This is a genomic window from Nocardia sp. NPDC003269 (genome assembly GCF_042888005.1).
GTDB lineage: Bacteria > Actinomycetota > Actinomycetes > Mycobacteriales > Mycobacteriaceae > Nocardia.
The window spans coordinates 172,488-193,102 of sequence record NZ_JBIAPA010000004.1; the positions used below are offsets into that span (position 1 = coordinate 172,488).

Here is a 20,615-nt window from a genome sequence, read left to right on the forward strand (position 1 = left end):
CCACTAGCCAGCGCGGGACGCCGCGACGACGTCGAGCAGTTCACGCGCCGCGGTGGCGGTCAGGTCGAGGCCCGCGGTGTGGGCGGCGGTGAACTCGGCCGCACCCAAGCCGGTGCGGACCACGGCGGTGGCGCGGTCGACGTCGGGTTGCTCGGCGGGGAGCAGGGGCATGCCGGTGCCGGCGCGCAAGGCTTGGGCGGCGCCGAGCAGGCGGGCGGCGGTGTCGAATTCGCCCAGGGCGGCGGTGGCGGCGGCCGCGCCGCCGAGGGCGAACGCGGCGTCGCGGGGGGCATCCATGCGCTGGGAGCCGTCGAAGGCACGCAGGTGTTCGGTCAGGCCCGCGGCGGGTTCGCCACGCTGTTCCAGCAGATAGCCCAGCTCGACCTGGAGCATCGGGACGAACAGCGGGATCTCCTCCTCGGCAGTGGGGTCGGTGGCGGCGTCGGCGAGCAGGGCGCGCAGCAGCCGCTCCGCCTCGTCGGGCCGATCGTCGCGGCGCGCGGTGAAGGCCAGCACGATCGAGGCGAACAACCGGCCCGCGCCGTCACCCTGTTCGGCGGCGAGCACCATGGCCTGCTCGGCGAACTCCCGGGCGGCGTCGAACTCGGTGTGCTGCATGGCGATCCAGCCGAGCCAGCACAGATGCGAGGCCGCCTGCCCCCACAGTTCCAATTCCCTTGCCAGCACCAGGGCTTCCCGATGGATCTCGGCGGCACCGGCCAGATCGCCGGTCAGCTCGGCCAGGCCGCCGAGCCACTCCGCGGCCTGCAACCTGCCCCACCGATCGCCGAGCTCGGCGAACAGCCGCGCCCCTTCCTTCGCGTAGCGGTCCAGGGCCGCCACGTCGGCTCGGCTGTGCGCGGACTTCGCCAGGGCGACCTGGATGGTCGCGACACTCCAGCGATCACCGAGGTCCCGGCACTGCGAGAGCAGTTCGCGCACCGAGGTTTCCAGGTCCTGGTCGGCGCCCGCGTCCAGCGCCGAGATCAGCAGGACGACTTCGGCCCGCACCCGCACGGCCGGGTCGTCGAGTTCCGCGAGCCCCGCCGACACCGCGGCGCGGCGCGCGCTCGCGTCGGTGAAGTCGCCCTGCTGGAAGGCGGCGGTGAGCTGCCACGCCGCGACCGGCGCCCGACGACGCGCGGTGCCGCCCAGCGCGAGTACCGCGTCGAACCAGCGGCGGGCGAGGCCGAGCCTGCCGCGCAGCAGCCAGTACCACGCCAGCGCATCGGTCAGCCGGAGCGCGGTGTCGGCATCGCCCTCGCGCAGCGCGTCGTCCAGCGCCATCCGCAGATTCGCGTCCTCGCTGTCGAGCTGCACCAACCATCGGTGCTGGTCGGCGCCATAGAGCTCCGGCGCGGCGCGCTCGGCCAGCGCGAGGTAGTACGCGTGATGCGCCCGGCGCACCGCGACGTCCTCGCCCGCTTCGGCCAGCCGGTCCAGGCTGAACGCGGCCACCGACTCCAGCAGCCGATACCGGCGACCACTCTGCTGGACCAGCGATCGGTCCACCAGCCGCGCGATCACATCGGCGATCAGCGCGGGCGCGACCGGTGCCGGAGCGCCGTCGACCTCGGCGGCGCACACGGACAAGGCCGCGTCGAGCGTGCACCCGCCCGCGTGGACGGCCAAGCGGCGCAGCACGACTCGCTCGTCCTCGTCGAGCAGCCCCCAGCTCCAATCGATCATGGCGGCGAGGGTCTGCTGACGCGGCGGAGCGCCACGATGCCCGGTCGCCAGCAACCGGAACCGGTCGTCGAGCCGGGCCACCATCTCGTGCACGCCGAGGGCGCGCACCCTGGTGGCGGCCAGTTCCAGGGCCAGCGGGATGCCGTCGAGCCTGCGGCACAGGGTGGCGACCGCGTCGGCGTTCCCGGCGTCGAGCGCGAACTCCCTGGCACCGGCCTGCGCGCGAGTCACGAACAGCCGCACCGCGTTCGACTCGGCGATCGCGGTCACGTCGCTGCCGGGCGACGGCACGGTGAGCGGTTCGACGGTGACGACGTCCTCGCCCGCCAGGCGCAGTTGTTCGCGGCTGGTCGCCAGGATGCGCAGCCGCGGGGCGGCGCCGAGCAGGGCCTCGGTGAGGTCGGCCACCTGCTCGACGATGTGTTCGCAGTTGTCCAGCACCAGCAGCAGGTCCTGCTCGGCCAGTGCCTCCCCCAGCGCGATCGCCGAGCCTGCGCCGTCCTCGAGCCGCATGCCGACGACCTGCGCCACGGTATCGGCGACGCGATCGGCGTCGGTGGTGGCCGAGGCCAGCGGCGCGAGCTCGACGAGCCAGGTTCCGTGCGGATACTGCTCGGCACGGCTCGCCGCCGTCGCCGTGGCGAGGCGGGTCTTGCCGACGCCACCCGGACCGATCAGGGTGACCAGCCGGGAGCCGTCGACAGCCCGGCTCAGCGCGTCGAGATCGGCTGCCCGGCCGATCAATTCGGTGCGCGGCGCGGGGATGTTGGTCGTGCGCCTGCGGACGACGGCCCGCGGGCGGGTGACCACCAGGCCGGGGTCCTGGCCGAGGATCGACCGGTGCAGGTCGACCAGTTCCGGGCTCGGGTCCAACCCCAGTTCGTCGGCGAGTTGCCTGCGCAGGTCCTCGTAGCTGTCGAGCGCGTCGGCCTGCCTGCCCGCGCCGTACAGTGCCCGCAGCTGGGCCGCGCGCAGCCGTTCCCGCAGTGGGTGTTCCGCGACGAAGCGGGTGAGTTCCCCGACCACCGCACCGTATTCGCCCTCGGCGAGCCGGGCCTCGGCCAGCTCCTCGACCGCGACCAGGCGCAGTTCCTCCAGCTGGGCGACGGCCGAGCGGGTGAACTCCGCGTCGCGGAAGTCGTCGAAAGCCGGTCCGCGCCACAGTCCCAGCGCCTCGGTCAGCGTCGCGATCCGCGGCCCGGTGTCGGTGTGCGTGCGCGCTTCGGCCAGCAGTGCCCGGAACCGCAGCGCGTCGACCGCGGTGGTGGCCAGGCGGTATCCGGGTGGCGGCGACACCACCAGATCGCGGCTGCCGGGTTCGGCGTCCTCGAGCGCGCGGCGCAGTTGCGAGGCCTTGGCGGCGAGGGTGCCCGCGGGGTTGCCGGGCGGGTCCTCGCCCCAGATGTCATCGATCAGCCGGTCGGCCGACACCGGCTGACCGGCGGCGAGCAGCAGATCGGCCAGCAGGGCCCTGACCTTGGTCCCGGGAACCGCGACGACGTCACCACCGTCGGTCCACACCGTCAGCGGACCGAGCACACCGAAACGCATAACCGCACCCTAGCGGGTTCCGGGCGCACCGGAATCCGACCGTAAACAAACCGGAAGGCCCCGGGCGCACTGTGGTCCCAACGAGATCGACACCCCACAGGAGAACGACATGAAACTCACCGCCCTCGCCCTGATCGCCGGGATCGCCGCCACCGCGCTGCTCACCGCCTGCGGCTCCGACCAGGCCACCGCGCCAGCGTCGCCCGGCGCCTACGCCGAGGTCAACGGCCTGCGCATGTACTACGAGCGCCACGGCGTCGCCACCGAGCAGCCGCCGCTGGTGCTGCTGCACGGCGCGCTCTCCGGCATCGGCACCGACTTCGCCGAGCTGATCCCCGAGCTGTCGAAGACTCGCGAGGTGATCGCGATCGAACAGCAGGCGCACGGCCGCACCGCCGATATCGACCGCCCGCTGCGGACGCCGCAGATGGCCGACGACACCGTCGCGCTGCTCGGTCAGCTCGGGATCCGGCGCGTCGACCTGCTCGGCTACAGCATGGGCGCCGGCGTCGCGCTCGACATCACGCTGCGCCACCCGGACCTGGTGCGCAAGCAGATCCTGCTCTCCGGCGGACTCGGCGCCGAGGCCATGCACCCCGGCCTGATGGAAGGAATGGACGAACTGAAGCCCGAGCACCTGCACGGCTCCACCTTCCACACCGACTACCTGGCCAACGCGCCGCGCCCGGAGGACTTCCCCCAGCTGGTGGCCCGGGTGATCGACCACGACGTCAACGGCATGCCGTCGGTCTCCCCTGAGGCCGCCCGCACGATCACGGCCCCGACACTGACCGTGATCGGCGACTCCGACATCGTCCGGCCCGAGCACGCCGTGGAGATGTTCCGGCTCTTCGGCGGCGGCATCATGGGCGACACGCCCGCCGGCCTGCCCAACGCCCAGCTCGCGATCCTGCCCGGCACCTCCCACATCACCGCGCCGCATCGCCCCGAGCTGCTGCTGCCGATGATCCCGGCCTTCCTCGACGCGCCCGTCAAGGACGCCTGATGCACGAGCCGATGCGGGTGGCCCTGATCGTCGGGTCCACCCGCACAGGCCGTTTCGGTCCGCTGGTGGCCGACTGGTTCGCCGGTCGCCTCGCCCGCCGCCGTGACCTGTGCCTCGACCGGATCGACCTGTCCACCGCCGCGCTCCCGCACCAGCTCCCCGACTTCGATGAAGAACATCCGGACCCGGTGCGCGCGTTGGGTTCCCGGCTCGCGGCCGCCGACGCGTTCGTGATCGTCACCCCCGAGTACAACCGCAGCTTCCCGGCCGCGGTGAAGAACGCGATCGACTGGTTCGACACCGAATGGGCCGCCAAGCCGGTTTGCGTCGTCACCTACTGCCGCGACGTGGAGGGCGGCCACGGCGCCGCGCAGCTCCGGCAGGTCTTCGGCGAACTCAACGCCGTCCCGATCCGCCGCACCGTCACCATCACGAAAGCCTGGCAGCGCTTCGCCGTCGACGGCTCCTGGCCCCGCCGCGACGCCGAACTCGACGACACCGTCGAGTCCACCCTCGACCAGCTCACCTGGTGGGCCACCGCCCTGCGCACCGCCCGCACCGCCGCCCCGTTCGTACCGTGACGAACACCGATGAATTCCGGGGGTGGGAGCCGTCTGTTCCAGGGAGACGCAATCAGCAGAGGAGTCGTCATGCCATCTTCCGTCCGACAGTCACCCGAGCGGCTGGTCGCCGTCGGCGATGCCGACCTGTGTGTGACCACCTTCGGTGACCGGCGGCACCCCGCGATCGTGCTGCCGTGCACCGCGCGGCTGTTCTGGGAAGACTCCTGGTGCGAACAGCTGGCCGACGCGGGCCGGTTCGTCCTGCGCTACGACATCCGCGACACCGGCCGGTCGACCGCCTACCCGACCGGCGCCCCCGGCTACACCCTCCGCGACCTGGTCGCCGACCTCATCGGCCTGTTGGACGCCCTCGACCTGCCGCGGGCCCAGCTCGTCGGCTGCTCCGTGGCCGGGTGGATCTGTCAGCTCGCCGCCCTCGACCACCCCGACCGGGTATCCGCCCTGGCCCTGATCAACACCCGCCCGACCGCGCCCGGCCCCGTCGACCCGGACCTGCCCGAACATGCCGACCGGGTCATGGCGTTCTTCACCAGGACCGCGCCCCCGGACTGGTCCGACCGAGCGTCGGTGATCGACTACCGCGTAGAACAGGCCCGGGTACTGGCAGGCACCCACGGATTCGACGAACCGACGGCACGGCTGCACGCGACCCGGATGGTCGACCGCACGACCGATATGTCCGCCAGCGTCCTCAACCTGGCCTACGTCGACTCCGGCGACCGCTGGCGCGAGCGACTGGGCGAGATCACCGCGCCGACCCTCGTCGTCCACGGCACCGACGATCCCTTCTTCCCCTACGGCAACGCCCTCGCCCTCGCCCGGGAGATCCCCGGCGCCGAACTGCTCCCCCTGGACGGCATCGGCCACGAGCTCCCGGCTATCACCTGGGACCGTGTGCGCACCGCCCTCGTGGCACAGCAGCCGGACAGCTGACCGCGCCGCCGATCATTCTTCGATCCCCAGCGTCACCTCGGTCGACTTGATCAGCACCTTCACCACCGACCCCTCGGCCAGCCCGAGATCGTCGACGGCGTCCCGGGTGATCGACGAGGTGATCTCGTCGCCACCGGCGAGGCGCACCCGCACCACCGCCATCGCCTCCCCGCGCGTCACCGAGACCACCGTGCCGTCGAGTTGATTCCGTGTGCTCAGTCGCATGCACCGCAGCCTAGATCGATCACCCGCGGTTTCCCGTCGACACGCGTCGGAGGTCAGACCGCCAGCGGCAGCTCGACCGGATCGCCCGCTTCCGCGCCAGCGCCGCGCACCACCGCGGCCAGCAGGCCGAGCAGGACGAACTGATCCCGCGGCAGCAGCAGCGCCTCCGGCGCCCAGTTGTGCACGAACCCGACGGCCAGTCCCGAGGCGGGATCGGCCCAGCCGCCGGAGCCGACGAAGCCGATGTGCCCGAACGCGTTTCGCGCACCCGGCACCGGCATCGAGTGGTAGCCGAGCCGCCAGCCCATCGGCAGCAGCAGGTTGCGGTCGGGCAGCACCGATTGCAGGCGTGCCATGGCGCGCACCCGCTGTCGCGAGAACAGGGGCGATTCGGTGGCGATCGCGTTGTAGACGGCGGCCAGGGAGCGCGCGGTGAACACCCCGTTCGCGCCGGGGAGTTCACCGCGCAGGATGGCCGGGTCGGCGCCGTGGGCCAGGCGGTCGATGCCCTCGGTGTAGATCGACCGCAGGAAGCCCGCGCCGGGGACCGGGGTTCGCGCGGCGAGCCGGATCATCATCTCGGCCTGGGGAATTCCGAGCGGAGTGGTCGATCCGTGTGTCGCCGCCACCGTGGCCCGTGCGCCGGGACCGGGAGCCCCGAGGTGCAGTCCGTCCACCCCGAGCGGTTCGGCCAGCTCGGTTCGATACAGCTCGCCCATGCTCTTGCCGGTGACCGCCCTGGCGATTCCCGCGATGATGGTTCCGTACGAAATCGCGTGGTAGGCAGGGATTCCGCGGAATCGGTCCGGTGCCGCGGCGGCGAGGCGTTCCTCGATCAGCCGGTGGTCGGCGAGGTCGTCGGCGGTGTGGGCGAAGACGCCGATCCGCGACAGCCCGGCCCGATGACTCATCGCCTCCGCGACGGTGATCCGCGCTTTGCCGTTCACACCGAATTCCGGCCAGTACTCCGCGACCGGCGCCTGGTAATCGACGAGCCCGCGTTCGGCCAGCACATGCAGCACCGTCGAGGTGACGCCCTTCGACGTCGAGTACGACAGCGCCGCGGTGTGCTCCTGCCACGGCATCGCACCGATGGCGTCCGCGTACCCGGTCCACACATCGACAACCGGCCGCCCGTGCTGATAGACCGCCAGCGCACCGCCGCCTCGCCCACCGTCGAACAACCGCCCGAACCGATCGATGGCTTCCCGGAACTGGGGTGCGGCACTACCGCGAATCGCGGTGGTCGGCGGCCCCGGACGAGACGATGCTCCAAGCATTAGAAAACCTCACATGTCACCATTGACAGACGAATTCCGGATCACCGTCCGCAATCAGTCGGAGGGTTTACGTTACCCGAGATCAACAGGCATTTCGAGACCGCGAGGCCTGTTCGAGACCCGTCCGCGCACATTCCTCTCGAACGGAGAAATTCCCCGGCGAAATTTGTCTCAGACGACCAACTAGTCGCCTGCGGCCACGGAACACGCCGTAGGTCGAGCGAGTCTGCTACCGCCCGGAGCCGCTCTCGATCACGCTTCTGCGCGCTCGCTCCACTTGGCCATCCAGCTGGCATTCTCCAGCGAGATGGTGTTCTCGCAGTCCGCCACGAATTCCCCCCACCGGTCCCGGTCGGTGGGTGATCCGTCGGCCCGCCACCGGTCGAGGCGCCGGTGCAGGCGGTCCGCGGTGGCGAGGTAGGTCATCACCAGGAAGTCGTATCGCTTGGCCGCGAGATAGGCCAGCAGCGAGCCGCTCAGCGTGGTCATCACGGCCACCCAGGGCGCGATCCGCCCCGCCGCCTCCGCGCCGACACCGGTATTGATCGCGGCGACGATCGTGGCCGCGAGGCCGAGGCCGATGGCGGCACGCCGCAGCCCGGCCGCGCGGGCGCTGTAGCGGTGGGCGGTCGGCAGGTAGTAGTCGTCGATCTGGGCCTGCACCCGGTCGTGGACGTATTCCTCGGGGCGCATCGGGCGCGGCGCCCGCACGGTCGTATCGGCGGGCGCGAGCAGCGGACGCAAGTCGTCGGCCGCCTGCTCGATCCCGGCGATATCGGCCTGCAATTGCCCCGGCTGTTCCGGATACCCGGTGGCGCAGTACGCGAGAATTCGCTGCTTGATGCCTTCGGAGACCGCCCTGGCTCTGGTCCATCGGCGGGTCGATTCGGCGGTGAGGTACTGGGCGGTGAGGAAGGTCGCCACCGCCAGCGCCACCGCGCCGGAGAGGGCCACGATGCGGGTCGGAATGCCCGCCGAGCGGAGGATCGTCGTGGTCGAGGCCGTGGCGATCGCGCCCCAGCTGCCGAGGAGGAGGACCGCGAGGCGGGTTCGGTCGAGGCGGCGCTTGAGGTGGGTGGCGGTCAGGGACCAGCGGGTTCGCCGCTGCCAGAGGGTATTCAAGAGCTCGTCGGTCATCGGCTATTCCTCCCCCGCGATCGGCAATCCCTCGCACAGTTCGATGTAGTCGATTTCCGGGGACACCCAGATCCGCCACATCTCGCGGCTCATGTTGTGCGTCATCTTGGCGCAGAGTTGCTCGGGCGAGGCGGTCGGAACCGACCACATCCGGATGGTCTTGTCCACACTGGCGGACATGATCCGTGCACCGTCGGGTGTGAAGTCGACCGAGGTGATGGGGGCACCGTGACCGACGAAGGCCGGGCCGATCTGCTGTTGTGTCGCCACATCCCACAGTCGCAATCGGTTGTCGATGCCGGCCGTGACGAGCGCACGGCCGTTCGGAGCGAACCGCATCAGGCCCGCAGGACCGTCCTGCCACAGTGCCTTCCCGATTTGCTTGCCGGTCTCGGTATCCCAGAGACGAACCGACTTGTCTTCGTAGCCAACAGCGAGCAGACGACCGTCAGGGCTGAAGGTCGTGCTTTTGACCCAGGCCTCGCCGACCATCGGCTCGCCCACCGGCTCGCCGCTGTCCGCATCCCACAACCGCACCGAGTAGTCGGCGGCGCCGGTGGCGACGCGCCGTCCGGCATCATCGATCGACAATGTCCGCACGGTGGCCTTGTCATGGCGAAGCTCCGGTCCGATCGGCCGCATGGTCGCCATGTCGTAGATCTGGGCGTCGCCGCCGACTCTGGTCACCACCCTGCGCCACCCGGGATCGAAGGCAAGCGCCGTAGTGCTCGGTGGCAGCGAGATCGGTGGCCTGATCGGGGTGCCCGATGCGGCGTCCCAGGACCGAATATCGGTCATGGTGATGGACTCGGGGCTGAATCCGAAAGATACCACCTGCGTTCCATCGGCTGTGTATTCCGCCGACTGGAAGATGCCGGGTTCGCCGTGGATCACGGGACCGATCTGTGCACCGGTGGTGGAGTCCCACTGCCGGATGGTGCCATCCGTGGCCCCCGAGACGATGCGCCTGCCGCTCGAGCTCACGTCCGCGCCTAAAACCATGGCGCCGTGGTGTATAGGCCGCTCGCCGCCCAGATCCCATTCGCGGACAGTCGAATCCAGACTGCCGGACAGGACTCGCCCGGCGTCCGGGTGCAACGCGACGCTGGACACGACGAGTTCGTGTCCTTCCAGTGGCTCACCCAGGGGTTGGCCTGTCGCGGCATCCCACAATCGGATCGTCTTGTCATCACTTGCCGAGATGATTTCCGCCCCGTCCCGGCTGTACGCGACGTATTCGACAGCTGCGGAGTGGCCCTGTGACGGCTCACCGATCAACTGGCGGGTCTTGGTATCCCACTGCTGGATATCGAATCCCGCAACCACGAGCCGGTCCCCGCTGTGATCGAAGGCGAGGTGGTTCACCGCGCTGGCGGTGTACACGGTCAGCGGCTCGCCCGAGGGCAGCCCGGATCGGGCGTCCCACAAACGGATGGTGCCGCCGAAATCACCCGAAGCGATGAGCCCGTTTCCGCCGAACGCCACCGAGATCACCGGCATGGTGTGTCCGGTCATCGCACCGACCTGCCGATGCGTGTCGACACTCCAGAGCAAGACGGATTTGTCCGCGCCCGCCGAAACGACGAACTGGCCGTCCGGGCTGAAGTCGACTCCTGTCACGCGTCCTGCGTGGCCGTGCATTTCGGCACCGACCTGCTGCTGAGATCCTGCATCCCACAGGCGCACCGTCCCGTCCGCGCCCGCGGATACGAGAACGCTTCCGTCCGGACTGAACGCGATGCGTGTCACCTCGGCAGTGTGCCCCGTCATCAACGCACCGATCCGCTTCCAGGTAGCGGAGTCGAGGAGTTGGATCTCGGTACCGCCCGCCACCGCGATCGTTTTCCCATCCGGGCTATAGGCGACGTCGGCGACCTCGACGCTACCCATATAGGCGATCTTTCGGAGTTTGCCTTGTTGATGAACGGCGTTGAGAAGGGCGAATTCCCGCGGAATTTCGGCCGGAATGCGGTACGCGGCGATTGCCATCTGCATTCCCAGAATGTCGTTGCTCTTGCCCGGCCATCTCCCCGAAAGCATGAGCTGTGAATTCGCCGACAACGCCAATACGGAGGCCCGACGGCTCTGGGCGACAGCCCGCTCCTGCGCCCGATCAGCACGCACCCACAGAAACCCCGCGACCAACGCCGCGACCATCGTCAACACCAGCGCCGCCCGCAGAATTCGCGACCGCCGATGCAACGCCACCGCGCTCCGCTGCGCATCCTCCTTGGCCCGGCTCTCGGTGGCCGCCAAGGTCTCCGCCGCCTCCTGCCGTTCCCGCGCGGCCCGCAACTCCTCCTCCCGATGCCGACGTTCCTCGTCGACCCGCTCGTCCTCGGCCTGCCGGGATGCCAGCAGCAGACCCCGGACGGGATTGAGCCGCTCACGAAATCCCGGTGCGGCGGCGAGCGATTCGGCGTCGGAGAGCCGAGAGCCCGACAGCAACCATTCCTCGCGGCGCCCGTTCTGCTCCCACGCCTGCGCTGCCCGCTCGAGATTGTCGGCGGCCTCGAGATCGGCGGCCTCGACACGCAACCAGTCGGCGAGCGTATCCCATTGGCGTAGCAAGCTTTCCAACGCGACTTCGACGACGATCGCGCCGTCACGTTCGTCCTTGACCAGCAGCCTGCGGGCGACGAACCGCTCGAGCAGCGGATGACTCTCCGGCGGCAAGTCGAACCAGCGGGCCGGTCGGCGCATCGGCTGGTCGGTGCCGGAGTTGATGGTGGCCAGCCACGGCACGAACGCCCGGCGCAGGATCGCCAGCTGATCGGCTCTGACCTCGGGATCGTCGTCCAGCAGTTCGTCGACCTCACGCTGCACCACGCGGCGTAGTCCGCCGAGGGATTCGTAGTGCGCGAGGGTGATCTCACCGTCGCCGTAGTCCTGATACAGCCGGGCGAGGGTGAGCGAGAGCAACGGCAGGGTATCGGCGCCGCGCGACCAGTCGTCGAGCAGGCGTTCGACCAGGTCCGGCGCGAACGACAGTTCCGCGCCCGCTTCCCGCGCCCGCCGCACCGGCCCGACGATGACCTCCTTGAACTGCGCCTGCGGCATCGGTTTCAAATCGTCGAACGGCCGCACCGCGACCGAGGCGAGCATGGGCGCGGTCTGCAGCGGTTCGTAGCGGTCGGAGCGGATGGTCGCGATCGCGATCATCGATATGCCGCGATCGCGGTCGAGCAGGCCGCCGAGCAGGGTGAGCAGCACGCCCGCCTGTTCACCCGCCTCGGGTCCGAACAATTCCTCGGCCTGGTCGATGGGCAGGATCAGCGTCGGCGCCGGGTCGTCGCTGTCGGGGTCGAGGACGCGGTCGCGCGCGGCCCGCTGCGCTTCGATCAGCCAGGCCCTGACCTGCTCGATATCGCGGATGCCGTCCTCGATCTCGGTGAGTCCGGGTCTGCGCAGCCCGACGTCGACGCGCAGCGTGTGGATCGACCGGGCGAAGCCGGCGTCACCGGTGAGCGCTTTGCGGTGCGGGCGAACGATTCCCATCGTGCGGAAGTGGCGGTCGTCGCGGGTCAGCCGCGGCAGCAGCCCGGCGCGCACGAACGACGACTTGCCCACACCGGACGGACCGAGGACGACGAACAGATGACCCCCGCCGAGGCTACGCAGTCCGCGCACCGTGTCCATCGCCCGCCCGATCTGCGCGTCGCGGCCGAAATACACTGCGGCGTCTATCGATTCGAGTGGTTCCCAGCCGCGGAACGGCGCGCGGCCGGGGTCGCCGGGCGGTGGCCAGGCGAAGGTGTCGGCGCCGATGCCCGCGGCGCGCAGGCCGTGCCGGAGCCGTTGCAACCCCTCGGTCAGGAACTCGACCGTGTCCCCGTTCACGGTGATCGCGGTCTTCGGTCCGTCGCCGAAAAGGTCGCAGCGCTGCCATTCGCTGGTCATGTCGCGCCCGGTCAGCGGTTCGAGCCGGACCGTGAAGATGGGCTTGTTCAGCGACTCGGCCTGGCGGTATTCGACCTTGCACTCGTGCGAATTGTCCCAATTGTTCGACAACAGGCAGATGACCGCCTCGCAGCGATCACCAGCCCGACGTAACGCGTCCTTCCATCGGACGCCGGCCGGAATCCCGGTGTCCGGGTCGAGATCGAGGAAGATCTCGCCTGCCAGACCGGGCTCCGCCTCGATCAGCCACGCCCGCAGCGCGACCGCCTCGCGGCTGTCCCGGCTCGAATGGCTGAGGAACAGCCTGGCCATTTTGCCAGAATGCGCTCGCGCCGAGCGCGGGTCAACCCCGCGCCCGGCGCAGCGATCGGCGTTCATGGTGGTCAGGCCCGGGAACGGTCGATGCCCGCTTCGATCAGTGCCGTCCGCGCGACGTCCTTCGCGCACGCGGTGAGCGCACCGAACGCGCTGATCCGGCTGAACGTCTGCCCGGTGTGGACGACATTGTCGTGCTCGTCGTCGCCGTCCACGATCGGCACGGCACCGGCCAGCAGCCACTTGCGGACATCGGCGACCGACGGCATCGTCCCGGTCGCCCGCAGATGCAGCTGCTGCACCAGCAGGATGACCCCGGCGACCACGGGCGTGGCCTGGCTGGTGCCGTGCTGGATGGACTCACCGGTGTCGTTGCGGATTCCCGACGAGGTCGTCGGGGCACCGGGCGCGAAGATGTCGGTCGCGCAGTCGCCGCCCGCGGTCGCGTGCAGGCGCTGCGAGAACGGCGTGATCCGGTCCGGTGCCGTGGACAGGGCGGTCGCCCCCGATCCGTAGCTGAACGATCCCTCGTCGGCGTCGTAGACGGCGCCGACGCTGATCGTCTGCCGGAAGATCGCCGGGTAACTCATCCCCTGGGCACTGCTGTGCCCGAAGTAGTCGTTACCCGCCGCGACACAGCAGGCGACCCCGGCGTCGGTGAGTTTGCGCAACTCCACGCCGACGCCGTCGCCCGCGAAACCGGCGTCGGTGGTGTTGTTGTCCGAGGCGCCCAGCGACATACAGACGACGGAGATCCCGAGCGCCGCCCGATTGGCCAGCACCCAGCGCAGGGCATCGCGGATCGCGAGAAAGCTACCGCCACCGGAGTTGTCGAGCACCTTGACCGGCACGACGTTCGCGCGCGGCGCCATCCCGGTGTGCACGCCGCCCGCGCAGATGATGCCCGCGACATTGGTGCCGTGGCCCTGCCCGTCTTTCGCGTCGGTGGGTGAACCGTTGTTGTCGGTGGTGAAATTCCGGCTCGCCTTCACCCGTCCGGCGAAATCGACGTGGGTGGTGCGCAGACCGGTGTCGAGGACGGCGACGGTCAAACCGGTTCCGTCGACATTGAATTTGGCGCGCGCCTCGGCCGCGCACCAGCAGATCGACCTCGAGCAGCTCGGGCAGCACCGACAGGTCGGACTGCAACGGCTTCTCGACGGGCACGACCGTATCGAACGCGACGCCGGCTGCCGGCTCGGCGGAAATGATGTCGGACATGATGATTCCTCCTACAGCGCCGAGTACTCGACGATGAAGTCGAAGACGTCGCGGGTCATCCGCCTGCCGAAATTGGGCTTCGAGTTGTCGCCGATCGCGCCGGTGGCACCGCGCAGCACGCCGACGACATAGGGCCAGCCGTCGGTGTCGTAGACGTAGAGGCCGGAACCGCTGTCGCCGTACCACGCGTCCATGAAGAAGTTGATGTACTGGCCGTTGAGCAGGCCGTTGCCCTCGTTGCCCCAGATCTGCGGCTGAGCCTTGTCACTCGGGTGCCCGTACAGATACATCCGGTTGCCGGTCACCACATTGTCGGGCGCGACCCACAGGCCCTTCCATCCAGACGCCCGGCCGGGGAAGTCCCCGTAGCCGGAGAACTCGATGACCGCGTAGTCGAAGCGCGCGTCACCGCCGGCGTTGTTGACCCAGCCGCCGGGCACCGTCACGTTGTAGCCGCCGTGGCTGCCGAACGGCATCGGGGTCGCGTCCTGGCGGTCGGTACCGGGCGCGAAGGAGGCGAACGGCAGCCAATTCGTCCCGTTGTGCACGACGTGTGCCGCGGTCAGCGCGGTCGACGGCCCGATCATCGTCCCGGACCCGGAGTAGCTCCCACCCGGCAGCGCGAGATAGGTGACCGTGCTCATCGGATACGCGGTGTTGTCGCGTCGCACGACCCGGTTGTCGGGGCCGATGATGCCCGAAAGCGCGTGCAGCGACTTCGAATCGATGTGTTCGGACTCCGAGCGCGGCAGTGCGGTGTAGGACGACGTCTGCCGGGCGCGGTCGGCCCGCAGCAACTCGACGAGCGAGGTGTTCGGCGCGTCGGTCGTGTACTCCTTGCCCTCGTTGTAGATCACCGGCCGCAGCGCTTCGGCGAGCTCGTAGTCCGACAGTTCGAGAACGGAGCCGAGCTCGTCGCCGTACGGCGGCTCGACGCGGGGGTACACCGAGTTCGGTGATACCTTCGCGTCGCCGACCAACGTCAGCGGTTTGCCTTTGGGCGAGGTCAGGGTGGTCATGGCGGTAGACATGCGGACTCCTCGGTTCCGAGCGGCTTCCGATGCCCATCGCCACGTCAGCCGCGGATTGTTTGGCCGCTCTCAACGTACGAAGTTGCGCGTCGGCCAACGCGAGTACACGGCTACCCCAATTCCCGGGCGTACTACCTGCGTACTACGCGACCGGATCATGCGGCCGGCACGGCAACGAGGTGGCTATCGACCACCCCTTGGGTCCCTGGTCCGGCGCGGCGCCGCGGACGACAGTTGACCTATGACTGGAACGACATCGACCCCCCGGGTGTGGTGATGGACGTCTCGACCCTGCTGATCTGGCTGGCGATCCCGGTGTTCGTCGTCGCCGTCGTGGCGGAAATCGTGTACCTGAAGCGTCACGGCAAGTCCTACGACTTCCGTGACTCGGCGACCTCCCTCGCCGCCGGCCTGGGGTACCAGCTCCTCAACATTCCCTGGGCCCTGGTGGAGCTCGCGATCTTCGCCGCTGTCTCCTCGCTGGTGCCGTGGCAGCTCGAGGGCTGGGCCGCGTGGGTCGTCGCGCTGATCGGGGTCGACTTCGCCTACTACTGGTTCCACCGCGCCCACCACGAGATCCGGGTGTTCTGGTCGGTCCACGTCGTGCACCACTCGAGCGAGAGCTTCAACCTCACCACGGCACTGCGGACGCCGTGGCTGGTCGTCACCTCGCTGCCGTTCCTGGTGCCACTCGCGCTCACAGGAATCGACGGCAGGATCATCGCCGCCGCGTACGCGATCAACCTGCTGTACCAGTTCGGCATCCACACCGAAGTCATCGACAAACTGTGGGCGCCTGTCGAATTCGTGTTCAACACCCCGAGCCACCACCGCGTGCACCACGGCTCCAACGCCGACTACCTCGACCGCAACTACGGTGGCGTGCTCATCGTCTGGGACCGCGTCTTCGGCACCTTCGAGCCGGAGGGCGAGCGGGCGGTCTACGGACTCACCAGCAACGTCGACACCTACAACATCGCGAAGATCAACGCCCGCGAGCTGATCGCGATCTGGCGGGACATCCGGAACGCGTCGTCCTTCTCGGACAGGCTCGGCTACCTCTTCCGTGGGCCCGGGTGGCAGCCACAGCCGACCTGAGCCGCCGGGATCCGATCCGGTGGTCCCAGCCCACGCCGCGTGATCCGTAGGATTCGGCTGATCTCGCGGTGAGGAGACAGCATGGTGGTCACACCCGGTCTCGGCCTGGCCCTGCTCTGCCTGGGACTGGTGGCCGCCGCGGCCCTGGTCTACCGGCTGGCCCACCTGGGTGGACCGGCCGTGGTGCCCGCGGCGGCGGGACGAGCGGTACTGCAACTGAGCGCGGTCGCGCTGATTCTCGCCGCGGCCGTGCGGCAGGTGTGGTCGGCGGTGCTCGTGGTGCTCGTCATGTTCGGCGCGGCGGCCGTCACCGCCGCGCGACGCGCCGAGGCGGGCCGGTCGGGAACCTGGCTCGGACTGGCCATCGCCGCCGGTATCACCGCCGTGCTGCCCGCGACGCTGCTCAGCGGAGTCGTCCCGATCCACGGAGTCACCCTCGTGGCGATCGGCGGCATCCTGCTCGGTGGCACCATGACGGCGACCTCGCTGGCCGCCCGCCGGGGCCTGGACGCCGTCACCCGACGCCGGGGTGAGGTCGAGGCCGCGTTGAGCCTGGGATTCGGCGCCAGGACGGCCCGCCTGGTGGTCCTCGGCGACACCGCGATCGACGCGCTGATCCCCGGCGTCGACCAGGCCCGCACGGTCGGATTGGTCACTCTCCCCGGCGCTTTCATCGGCGTGCTGCTCACCAGCGGATCGGCCGTTCAAGCCGGCGCCGTACAGATCCTGGTCCTGATCGGATTGATGCTGTCACAGGCCTGCGCGGTAGCGGTGACGGTCGAATTGGTCGCCCGGGGCCGAATTCACCGGAATTCTCCGCATTCTTCCGAGTCCCGGCTCACATAATGAAACAGGCCAGGCACGATAATCGCGCCTGGCCTGGTGGTTATGCTCCCCCATCTGGACTCGAACCAGAAACCTGCCGATTAACAGTCGGCTGCTCTGCCAATTGAGCTATAGGGGAATACTCTCCTGAACCGTTAGACTCAGGCGGTCTGCCTTGGCGGGCTGACCGAGATGAAACTTTAGCGCATGGCATCGCAGGTTCCCAAATCGGGCCGCTACCTGCGGACATGCGGCGTATAACGATGTGCTGACGAACGGTGGCCGGATCGACAGGGGTGGGGCCACTGGGGCAGGATGGAGCCCGCACACAGACGTGGGAGGAGCTCCAGGAGATGCTGCGGTTGATCATCGGCGTAGCGGCCGGTTATGTGCTGGGCACCAAGGCCGGGCGCGCGCGCTACGAGCAGATCAGTGCGGCGACGCGCGCCGTCGCGGGGAGCCCGGTGACGAAGAAGCTGGTGTCGGTGAGCCGGCAGAAGCTGTCCGACAAGTTGAGCACGCAGCCGAAGCTGGAGCCGATGACGCCGATCGACGAGCGCACCACGGTGCTGGTGCCGCACAACCAGCTGCGCCGCTGACTCAGGCGCCCGCCGCGAAGCCTTCGCTGCCCATCGCCTGGGCGGCGAGGCTCTTGCGGTACTGCTCGAGCGCGACCAGGTCGCCGAACAGGGTCATGTAGGTGTCGGGCTCTTCACTGGCCGACAGTCGCTGCAGCTTCGACTTCAGTTCGGCGATCTGACGGCCGACCCAGGCTTCCTGGGTGCGCGCCAGCACGCCGGTGATGAAGCGCGGGATGTCGTTCTGCGACCGCACCGGCAGCTGCTCGTTGGCGAGCTCGGAGACCAGCGCGCGCGTCATCAGATCGTCGGTGTGGTCGGCCACCGCCGCGACCCACTCCGCGCCGCCGAGCCCGGCCGCCGTGCCACCGGCTTGCGCGATCATGATGCGCACGGCCACATAGGCCGGATGGGTGAACGCGGCGGTGTCGATGGAGTCGAACACCACACCCGCGATGCCGGGGTATTGCAGTGCGGCGCTGAGGGTTTGGCGCTGCGCGAGCAGCACAGGGTCGTTGGGCGCCGGGCGCACCGAGGAGCTCTCCTCGACCCGCGGCGCGGCAATCGGGTCGGCGCTCGCCTTTCCGGCCTGCTTGCCCGGACCGGCGGCACCGCCCATCCGGTTCTTCTTGGCTTCCTCGCCGACGCGACGGACGACGAGCTGGATGTCGTCCCAGCCGACCCAGCCCGCCAGTTTGGTCGCGTAGCCCTTGCGGGTCGCGTTGTCCTTGATCTGGGCCACCACGGGCACGGTGCGGCGCAGCGCCTCGACCCTGCCCTCGACGTCGTCGAGGTTGTGTTCGGCGAGCAGACCGCGAATCACGAACTCGTAGAGCGGGGTCCGGCGCGCGACCAGATCGCGGACCGCCGCGTCGCCGGAGTGCTGGCGTAGTTCGCACGGGTCCTGACCGTCGGGGGCGACGGCGATGTAGGTCTGGCCGGCGAGGCGCTGATCGCCGCTGAACGCCTTCAGGGCGGCGGCTTGGCCCGCCGCGTCACCGTCGAAGGTGTAGATGATCTCGCCGCGCCAGAAGTTGTCGTCCATCAGGAGCCTGCGCAGCACCTGGAGGTGCTCCTCGCCGAAGGCGGTGCCGCAGGAGGCCACGGCGGTCTTCACCCCGGCCAGGTGCATCGCCATCACGTCGGTGTAGCCCTCGACGACGACGGCCTGATGCCCCTTGGAGATCTCGCGCTTGGCGTGGTCGAGCCCGAAGAGCACCTGGGACTTCTTGTACAGCAACGTCTCCGGCGTATTCACGTACTTGCCGGGCATGGTGTCGTCGTCGAAGAGCTTGCGCGCGCCGAACCCGATCACCTCGCCACCGAGGTTGCGGATCGGCCACAGCAGCCTGCGGTGGAACCGGTCGATCGGCCCGCGCTTGCCCTGCTTGGACAGCCCGGCCGCTTCCAGCTCCTTGAACTCGAAACCCTTGCGCAGCAGGTGCTTGGTGAGCGCGTCCCAGCCGCCGGGCGCGTAGCCGCAGCCGAACTGCTGGGCGGCGGCGCCGTCGAAGTTGCGGTCGGTCAGGTACTTGCGCGCGGTCTCGGCCTCGGGCTCGCGCAGCTGTGCCATGTAGAACTCGTGCGCGGCCGCGTTGGCGGCGACCAGCCGGGAGCGGGTACCGCGGTCGCGCTGGACCGAGGTGCCGCCGCCCTCGTAGTTGATCTGGTAGCCGATGCGGTCGGCCATCTGCTCGACGGCCTCGACGAAGCCGATGTGCTCGATCTGCTGCAGGAACTTGTAGACGTCACCGCCCTCACCACAGCCGAAGCAGTGGAACAGGCCGTGGTTGGGCCGCACGTGGAACGACGGCGACTTCTCGTCGTGGAAGGGGCACAGGCCCTTGATCGAGTCGGCGCCCGCGCGCTTGAGCGCGACGTACTCACCGACGACATCTTCGATCCGGACCCGGTCACGGATCGCCGCGATATCGCGATCTGGGATTCGTCCGGCCACGATCAGTGAGTCTAGTCGGGCCGGCTCAGCGGCAGTCCAGCGAGGCGGCGACGCGCTCGAAGCGGCTCTCGGTGTAGGAGGCGATCTGGTCGATCACCACGCGCACCCTGGCGGTGTCGTCGGTGGCGGCGTTCCACCAGGGCAGCATCTGGTCGTCCAGGTGGGCGGGCGCGGTGGTGAGCAGGCGGTCGGCGACGGCCTGCACCCGTTCGCGCTGGGTCTGCTGGCGGGCCAGGTGGCCGCGGTCGGACCGCACGTAGCGCAGGGCGACCGTCTTGAGGACAGCCACCTCGGCGGCCACGATCGGCGGCACGATCAGGTCGGCCTCGTAGCGGATGAGCGGGCCCGGCCCGTACCGCTCGTGGGTGGCGGCGATCGCGGCCGTCGCGAACCGGCCGACCAGCTCGCTGGTGAGCCGCTTGAGCGCCACCGAGGCGGCGAAGGTGCCGTCGTAGTCCACCGCGTCGGCGACGACGTCGAGTTCGGACAGCCGCTGCGCGGCGGCGGCCAGCGCGTCGATCGACTGGTCCGGGTGCTGGCCGTGGCCCTGTTCGGCGAGGGCGGCCTGTTCGCTGGGGTCGGCCAGGGCGCGCAGGTCGATCCGGCCGACGATCACGCCGTCCTCCACGTCGTGCACCGAGTAGGCGACGTCGTCGGACCAGTCCATGATCTGGCATTCCAGGCTCTGCTTGCGGTCCGGCGCGTCCTTGCGCACCCAGGCCAGGCGCTCGAGGTCGTCCTCGTAGGCGCCGAACTTGGTGCCGGAACCGCTTCTGCCCCACGGGTATTTGAGGGTCGCGTCCAGGGCGGCGCGGGTCAGGTTGAGACCGGCGCTCTCCCCCGCCGGGTCGAGCACCTTCGGTTCGAGGCGGGTCAGGATGCGCAGGTTCTGCGCGTTGCCCTCGAAACCGCCGTACTCGTCGGCGAATTCGTCGAGGGCGCGTTCACCGTTGTGGCCGTAGGGCGGATGGCCGATGTCGTGGGCGAGGCCGGCCAGGTCGACGAGATCGGGGTCGGCGCCGACGCCGTCGGCGATGCTGCGGCCGATCTGGGCCACTTCGAGCGAGTGGGTGAGCCGGGTGCGCGGGGTGTCGCCCTCGCGCGGGCCCATGACCTGGGTCTTGTCGGCGAGGCGGCGCAGCGCCGCCGAGTGCAGCACGCGGGCCCGGTCGCGGGAGAACTCACTGCGGTGGCCCTTGTCCGCGGCGCCCGGCCAGGCGGTCTTGCCCGGCTCGTGGACCATCCGTTCCCGGTCGTGCGGGGTGTAGCTGTCGCTCATCGAATC

At 69.5% G+C, this 20,615-nt stretch carries 15 protein-coding genes and 1 tRNA gene; 6 read left to right on the forward strand and 10 right to left on the reverse strand.

From position 1 onward, the window contains the following. Nucleotides 1–3: 3 nt before the first annotated feature. Complete coding sequence (locus ACFYWJ_RS29070) at nt 4–3,240, reverse strand: BTAD domain-containing putative transcriptional regulator (RefSeq protein WP_355278841.1); 3,237 nt, start codon at nt 3,238–3,240, stop codon at nt 4–6. A gap of 109 nt (nt 3,241–3,349) precedes the next feature. Here ACFYWJ_RS29070 and ACFYWJ_RS29075 point away from each other — a divergent pair, with 109 nt between their 5' ends. The 3 genes from ACFYWJ_RS29075 (at nt 3,350) to ACFYWJ_RS29085 (ending at nt 5,763) form a co-directional block, all read left to right on the forward strand. Then, nucleotides 3,350–4,246, forward strand: coding sequence for an alpha/beta hydrolase (locus tag ACFYWJ_RS29075; protein ID WP_355278838.1), 897 nt, complete (start codon nt 3,350–3,352; stop codon nt 4,244–4,246). Beyond that, nucleotides 4,246–4,827 (forward strand): NAD(P)H-dependent oxidoreductase, encoded by a 582-nt coding sequence (locus ACFYWJ_RS29080; protein ID WP_355278836.1) that lies wholly within the window; start codon nt 4,246–4,248, stop codon nt 4,825–4,827. The genes ACFYWJ_RS29075 and ACFYWJ_RS29080 overlap by 1 nt, the downstream gene beginning before the upstream one ends. Before the next feature lie 69 nt (nt 4,828–4,896). After that, on the forward strand, nt 4,897–5,763 hold the full coding sequence (locus ACFYWJ_RS29085; RefSeq protein WP_355278834.1) for an alpha/beta hydrolase: 867 nt from the start codon (nt 4,897–4,899) through the stop codon (nt 5,761–5,763). Nucleotides 5,764–5,775: 12 nt separating this feature from the next. Here the strand turns inward: ACFYWJ_RS29085 and ACFYWJ_RS29090 are convergent, their stop codons facing one another. The 6 genes from ACFYWJ_RS29090 to ACFYWJ_RS29115 form a co-directional block, all read right to left on the reverse strand. Beyond that, entirely contained in the window at nt 5,776–5,988 is a 213-nt protein-coding gene (locus tag ACFYWJ_RS29090; protein ID WP_355278831.1) for a TOBE domain-containing protein, read from the reverse strand. A gap of 53 nt (nt 5,989–6,041) precedes the next feature. Continuing rightward, on the reverse strand, nt 6,042–7,268 hold the full coding sequence (locus ACFYWJ_RS29095) for a serine hydrolase domain-containing protein (RefSeq protein WP_355278830.1): 1,227 nt from the start codon (nt 7,266–7,268) through the stop codon (nt 6,042–6,044). A 252-nt stretch (nt 7,269–7,520) separates the two neighbouring features. Then, nucleotides 7,521–8,405 carry a DUF4231 domain-containing protein gene (locus ACFYWJ_RS29100; protein WP_355278828.1) on the reverse strand — a complete coding sequence of 295 codons (885 nt, stop codon included), beginning with the start codon at nt 8,403–8,405 and terminating at the stop codon, nt 7,521–7,523. A 3-nt stretch (nt 8,406–8,408) separates the two neighbouring features. Continuing rightward, nucleotides 8,409–12,617, reverse strand: a complete 4,209-nt coding sequence (locus ACFYWJ_RS29105; protein ID WP_355278826.1) for a TIR domain-containing protein — start codon at nt 12,615–12,617, stop codon at nt 8,409–8,411. Between the two features lie 71 nt (nt 12,618–12,688). Beyond that, nucleotides 12,689–13,672 (reverse strand): S8 family serine peptidase, encoded by a 984-nt coding sequence (locus ACFYWJ_RS29110; protein ID WP_355278823.1) that lies wholly within the window; start codon nt 13,670–13,672, stop codon nt 12,689–12,691. 180 nt (nt 13,673–13,852) lie between these two features. Then, nucleotides 13,853–14,872, reverse strand: a complete 1,020-nt coding sequence (locus ACFYWJ_RS29115) for a trypsin-like peptidase domain-containing protein (protein ID WP_355278821.1) — start codon at nt 14,870–14,872, stop codon at nt 13,853–13,855. 234 nt (nt 14,873–15,106) lie between these two features. On the opposite strand from ACFYWJ_RS29115, the gene ACFYWJ_RS29120 reads away from it, so the two are divergent. Together ACFYWJ_RS29120 and ACFYWJ_RS29125 are read left to right on the forward strand one after the other, a co-directional pair. Further along, nucleotides 15,107–15,970 carry a sterol desaturase family protein gene (locus ACFYWJ_RS29120; RefSeq protein ID WP_355278818.1) on the forward strand — a complete coding sequence of 288 codons (864 nt, stop codon included), beginning with the start codon at nt 15,107–15,109 and terminating at the stop codon, nt 15,968–15,970. An 81-nt stretch (nt 15,971–16,051) separates the two neighbouring features. After that, nucleotides 16,052–16,816, forward strand: coding sequence for an ABC transporter permease (locus tag ACFYWJ_RS29125; protein ID WP_355278815.1), 765 nt, complete (start codon nt 16,052–16,054; stop codon nt 16,814–16,816). Nucleotides 16,817–16,861: 45 nt separating this feature from the next. On the opposite strand, the gene ACFYWJ_RS29130 is transcribed toward ACFYWJ_RS29125, so the two are convergent. Then, a tRNA-Asn gene (locus ACFYWJ_RS29130) sits at nt 16,862–16,934 on the reverse strand. A 214-nt stretch (nt 16,935–17,148) separates the two neighbouring features. On the opposite strand from ACFYWJ_RS29130, the gene ACFYWJ_RS29135 reads away from it, so the two are divergent. Then, nucleotides 17,149–17,394 (forward strand): hypothetical protein, encoded by a 246-nt coding sequence (locus ACFYWJ_RS29135; protein ID WP_355278813.1) that lies wholly within the window; start codon nt 17,149–17,151, stop codon nt 17,392–17,394. A gap of 1 nt (nt 17,395) precedes the next feature. Here ACFYWJ_RS29135 and dnaG read toward each other — a convergent pair whose 3' ends face one another. Together dnaG and ACFYWJ_RS29145 are read right to left on the reverse strand one after the other, a co-directional pair. Beyond that, a complete protein-coding gene (gene dnaG, locus ACFYWJ_RS29140; RefSeq protein WP_355278810.1) occupies nt 17,396–19,330 on the reverse strand; it encodes a DNA primase in 1,935 nt (644 codons plus the stop codon). A gap of 25 nt (nt 19,331–19,355) precedes the next feature. Next, complete coding sequence (locus ACFYWJ_RS29145; RefSeq protein WP_355278807.1) at nt 19,356–20,609, reverse strand: deoxyguanosinetriphosphate triphosphohydrolase; 1,254 nt, start codon at nt 20,607–20,609, stop codon at nt 19,356–19,358. Nucleotides 20,610–20,615: the final 6 nt, after the last annotated feature.

Bases quoted from the DNA above. Each gene is read 5' to 3' on its own strand.
- ACFYWJ_RS29145 (WP_355278807.1), bottom strand. From the start codon at position 20,609: ATGAGCGACAGCTACACCCCGCACGACCGGGAACGGATGGTCCACGAG.
- ACFYWJ_RS29085 (WP_355278834.1), top strand. From the start codon at position 4,897: ATGCCATCTTCCGTCCGACAGTCACCCGAGCGGCTGGTCGCCGTCGGC.
- ACFYWJ_RS29105 (WP_355278826.1), bottom strand. From the start codon at position 12,617: ATGGCCAGGCTGTTCCTCAGCCATTCGAGCCGGGACAGCCGCGAGGCG.
- ACFYWJ_RS29125 (WP_355278815.1), top strand. From the start codon at position 16,052: ATGGTGGTCACACCCGGTCTCGGCCTGGCCCTGCTCTGCCTGGGACTG.
- ACFYWJ_RS29075 (WP_355278838.1), top strand. From the start codon at position 3,350: ATGAAACTCACCGCCCTCGCCCTGATCGCCGGGATCGCCGCCACCGCG.
- ACFYWJ_RS29070 (WP_355278841.1), bottom strand. From the start codon at position 3,240: ATGCGTTTCGGTGTGCTCGGTCCGCTGACGGTGTGGACCGACGGTGGT.
- ACFYWJ_RS29095 (WP_355278830.1), bottom strand. From the start codon at position 7,268: ATGCTTGGAGCATCGTCTCGTCCGGGGCCGCCGACCACCGCGATTCGC.
- ACFYWJ_RS29115 (WP_355278821.1), bottom strand. From the start codon at position 14,872: ATGTCTACCGCCATGACCACCCTGACCTCGCCCAAAGGCAAACCGCTG.
- ACFYWJ_RS29090 (WP_355278831.1), bottom strand. From the start codon at position 5,988: ATGCGACTGAGCACACGGAATCAACTCGACGGCACGGTGGTCTCGGTG.
- ACFYWJ_RS29135 (WP_355278813.1), top strand. From the start codon at position 17,149: ATGCTGCGGTTGATCATCGGCGTAGCGGCCGGTTATGTGCTGGGCACC.
- ACFYWJ_RS29080 (WP_355278836.1), top strand. From the start codon at position 4,246: ATGCACGAGCCGATGCGGGTGGCCCTGATCGTCGGGTCCACCCGCACA.
- ACFYWJ_RS29100 (WP_355278828.1), bottom strand. From the start codon at position 8,405: ATGACCGACGAGCTCTTGAATACCCTCTGGCAGCGGCGAACCCGCTGG.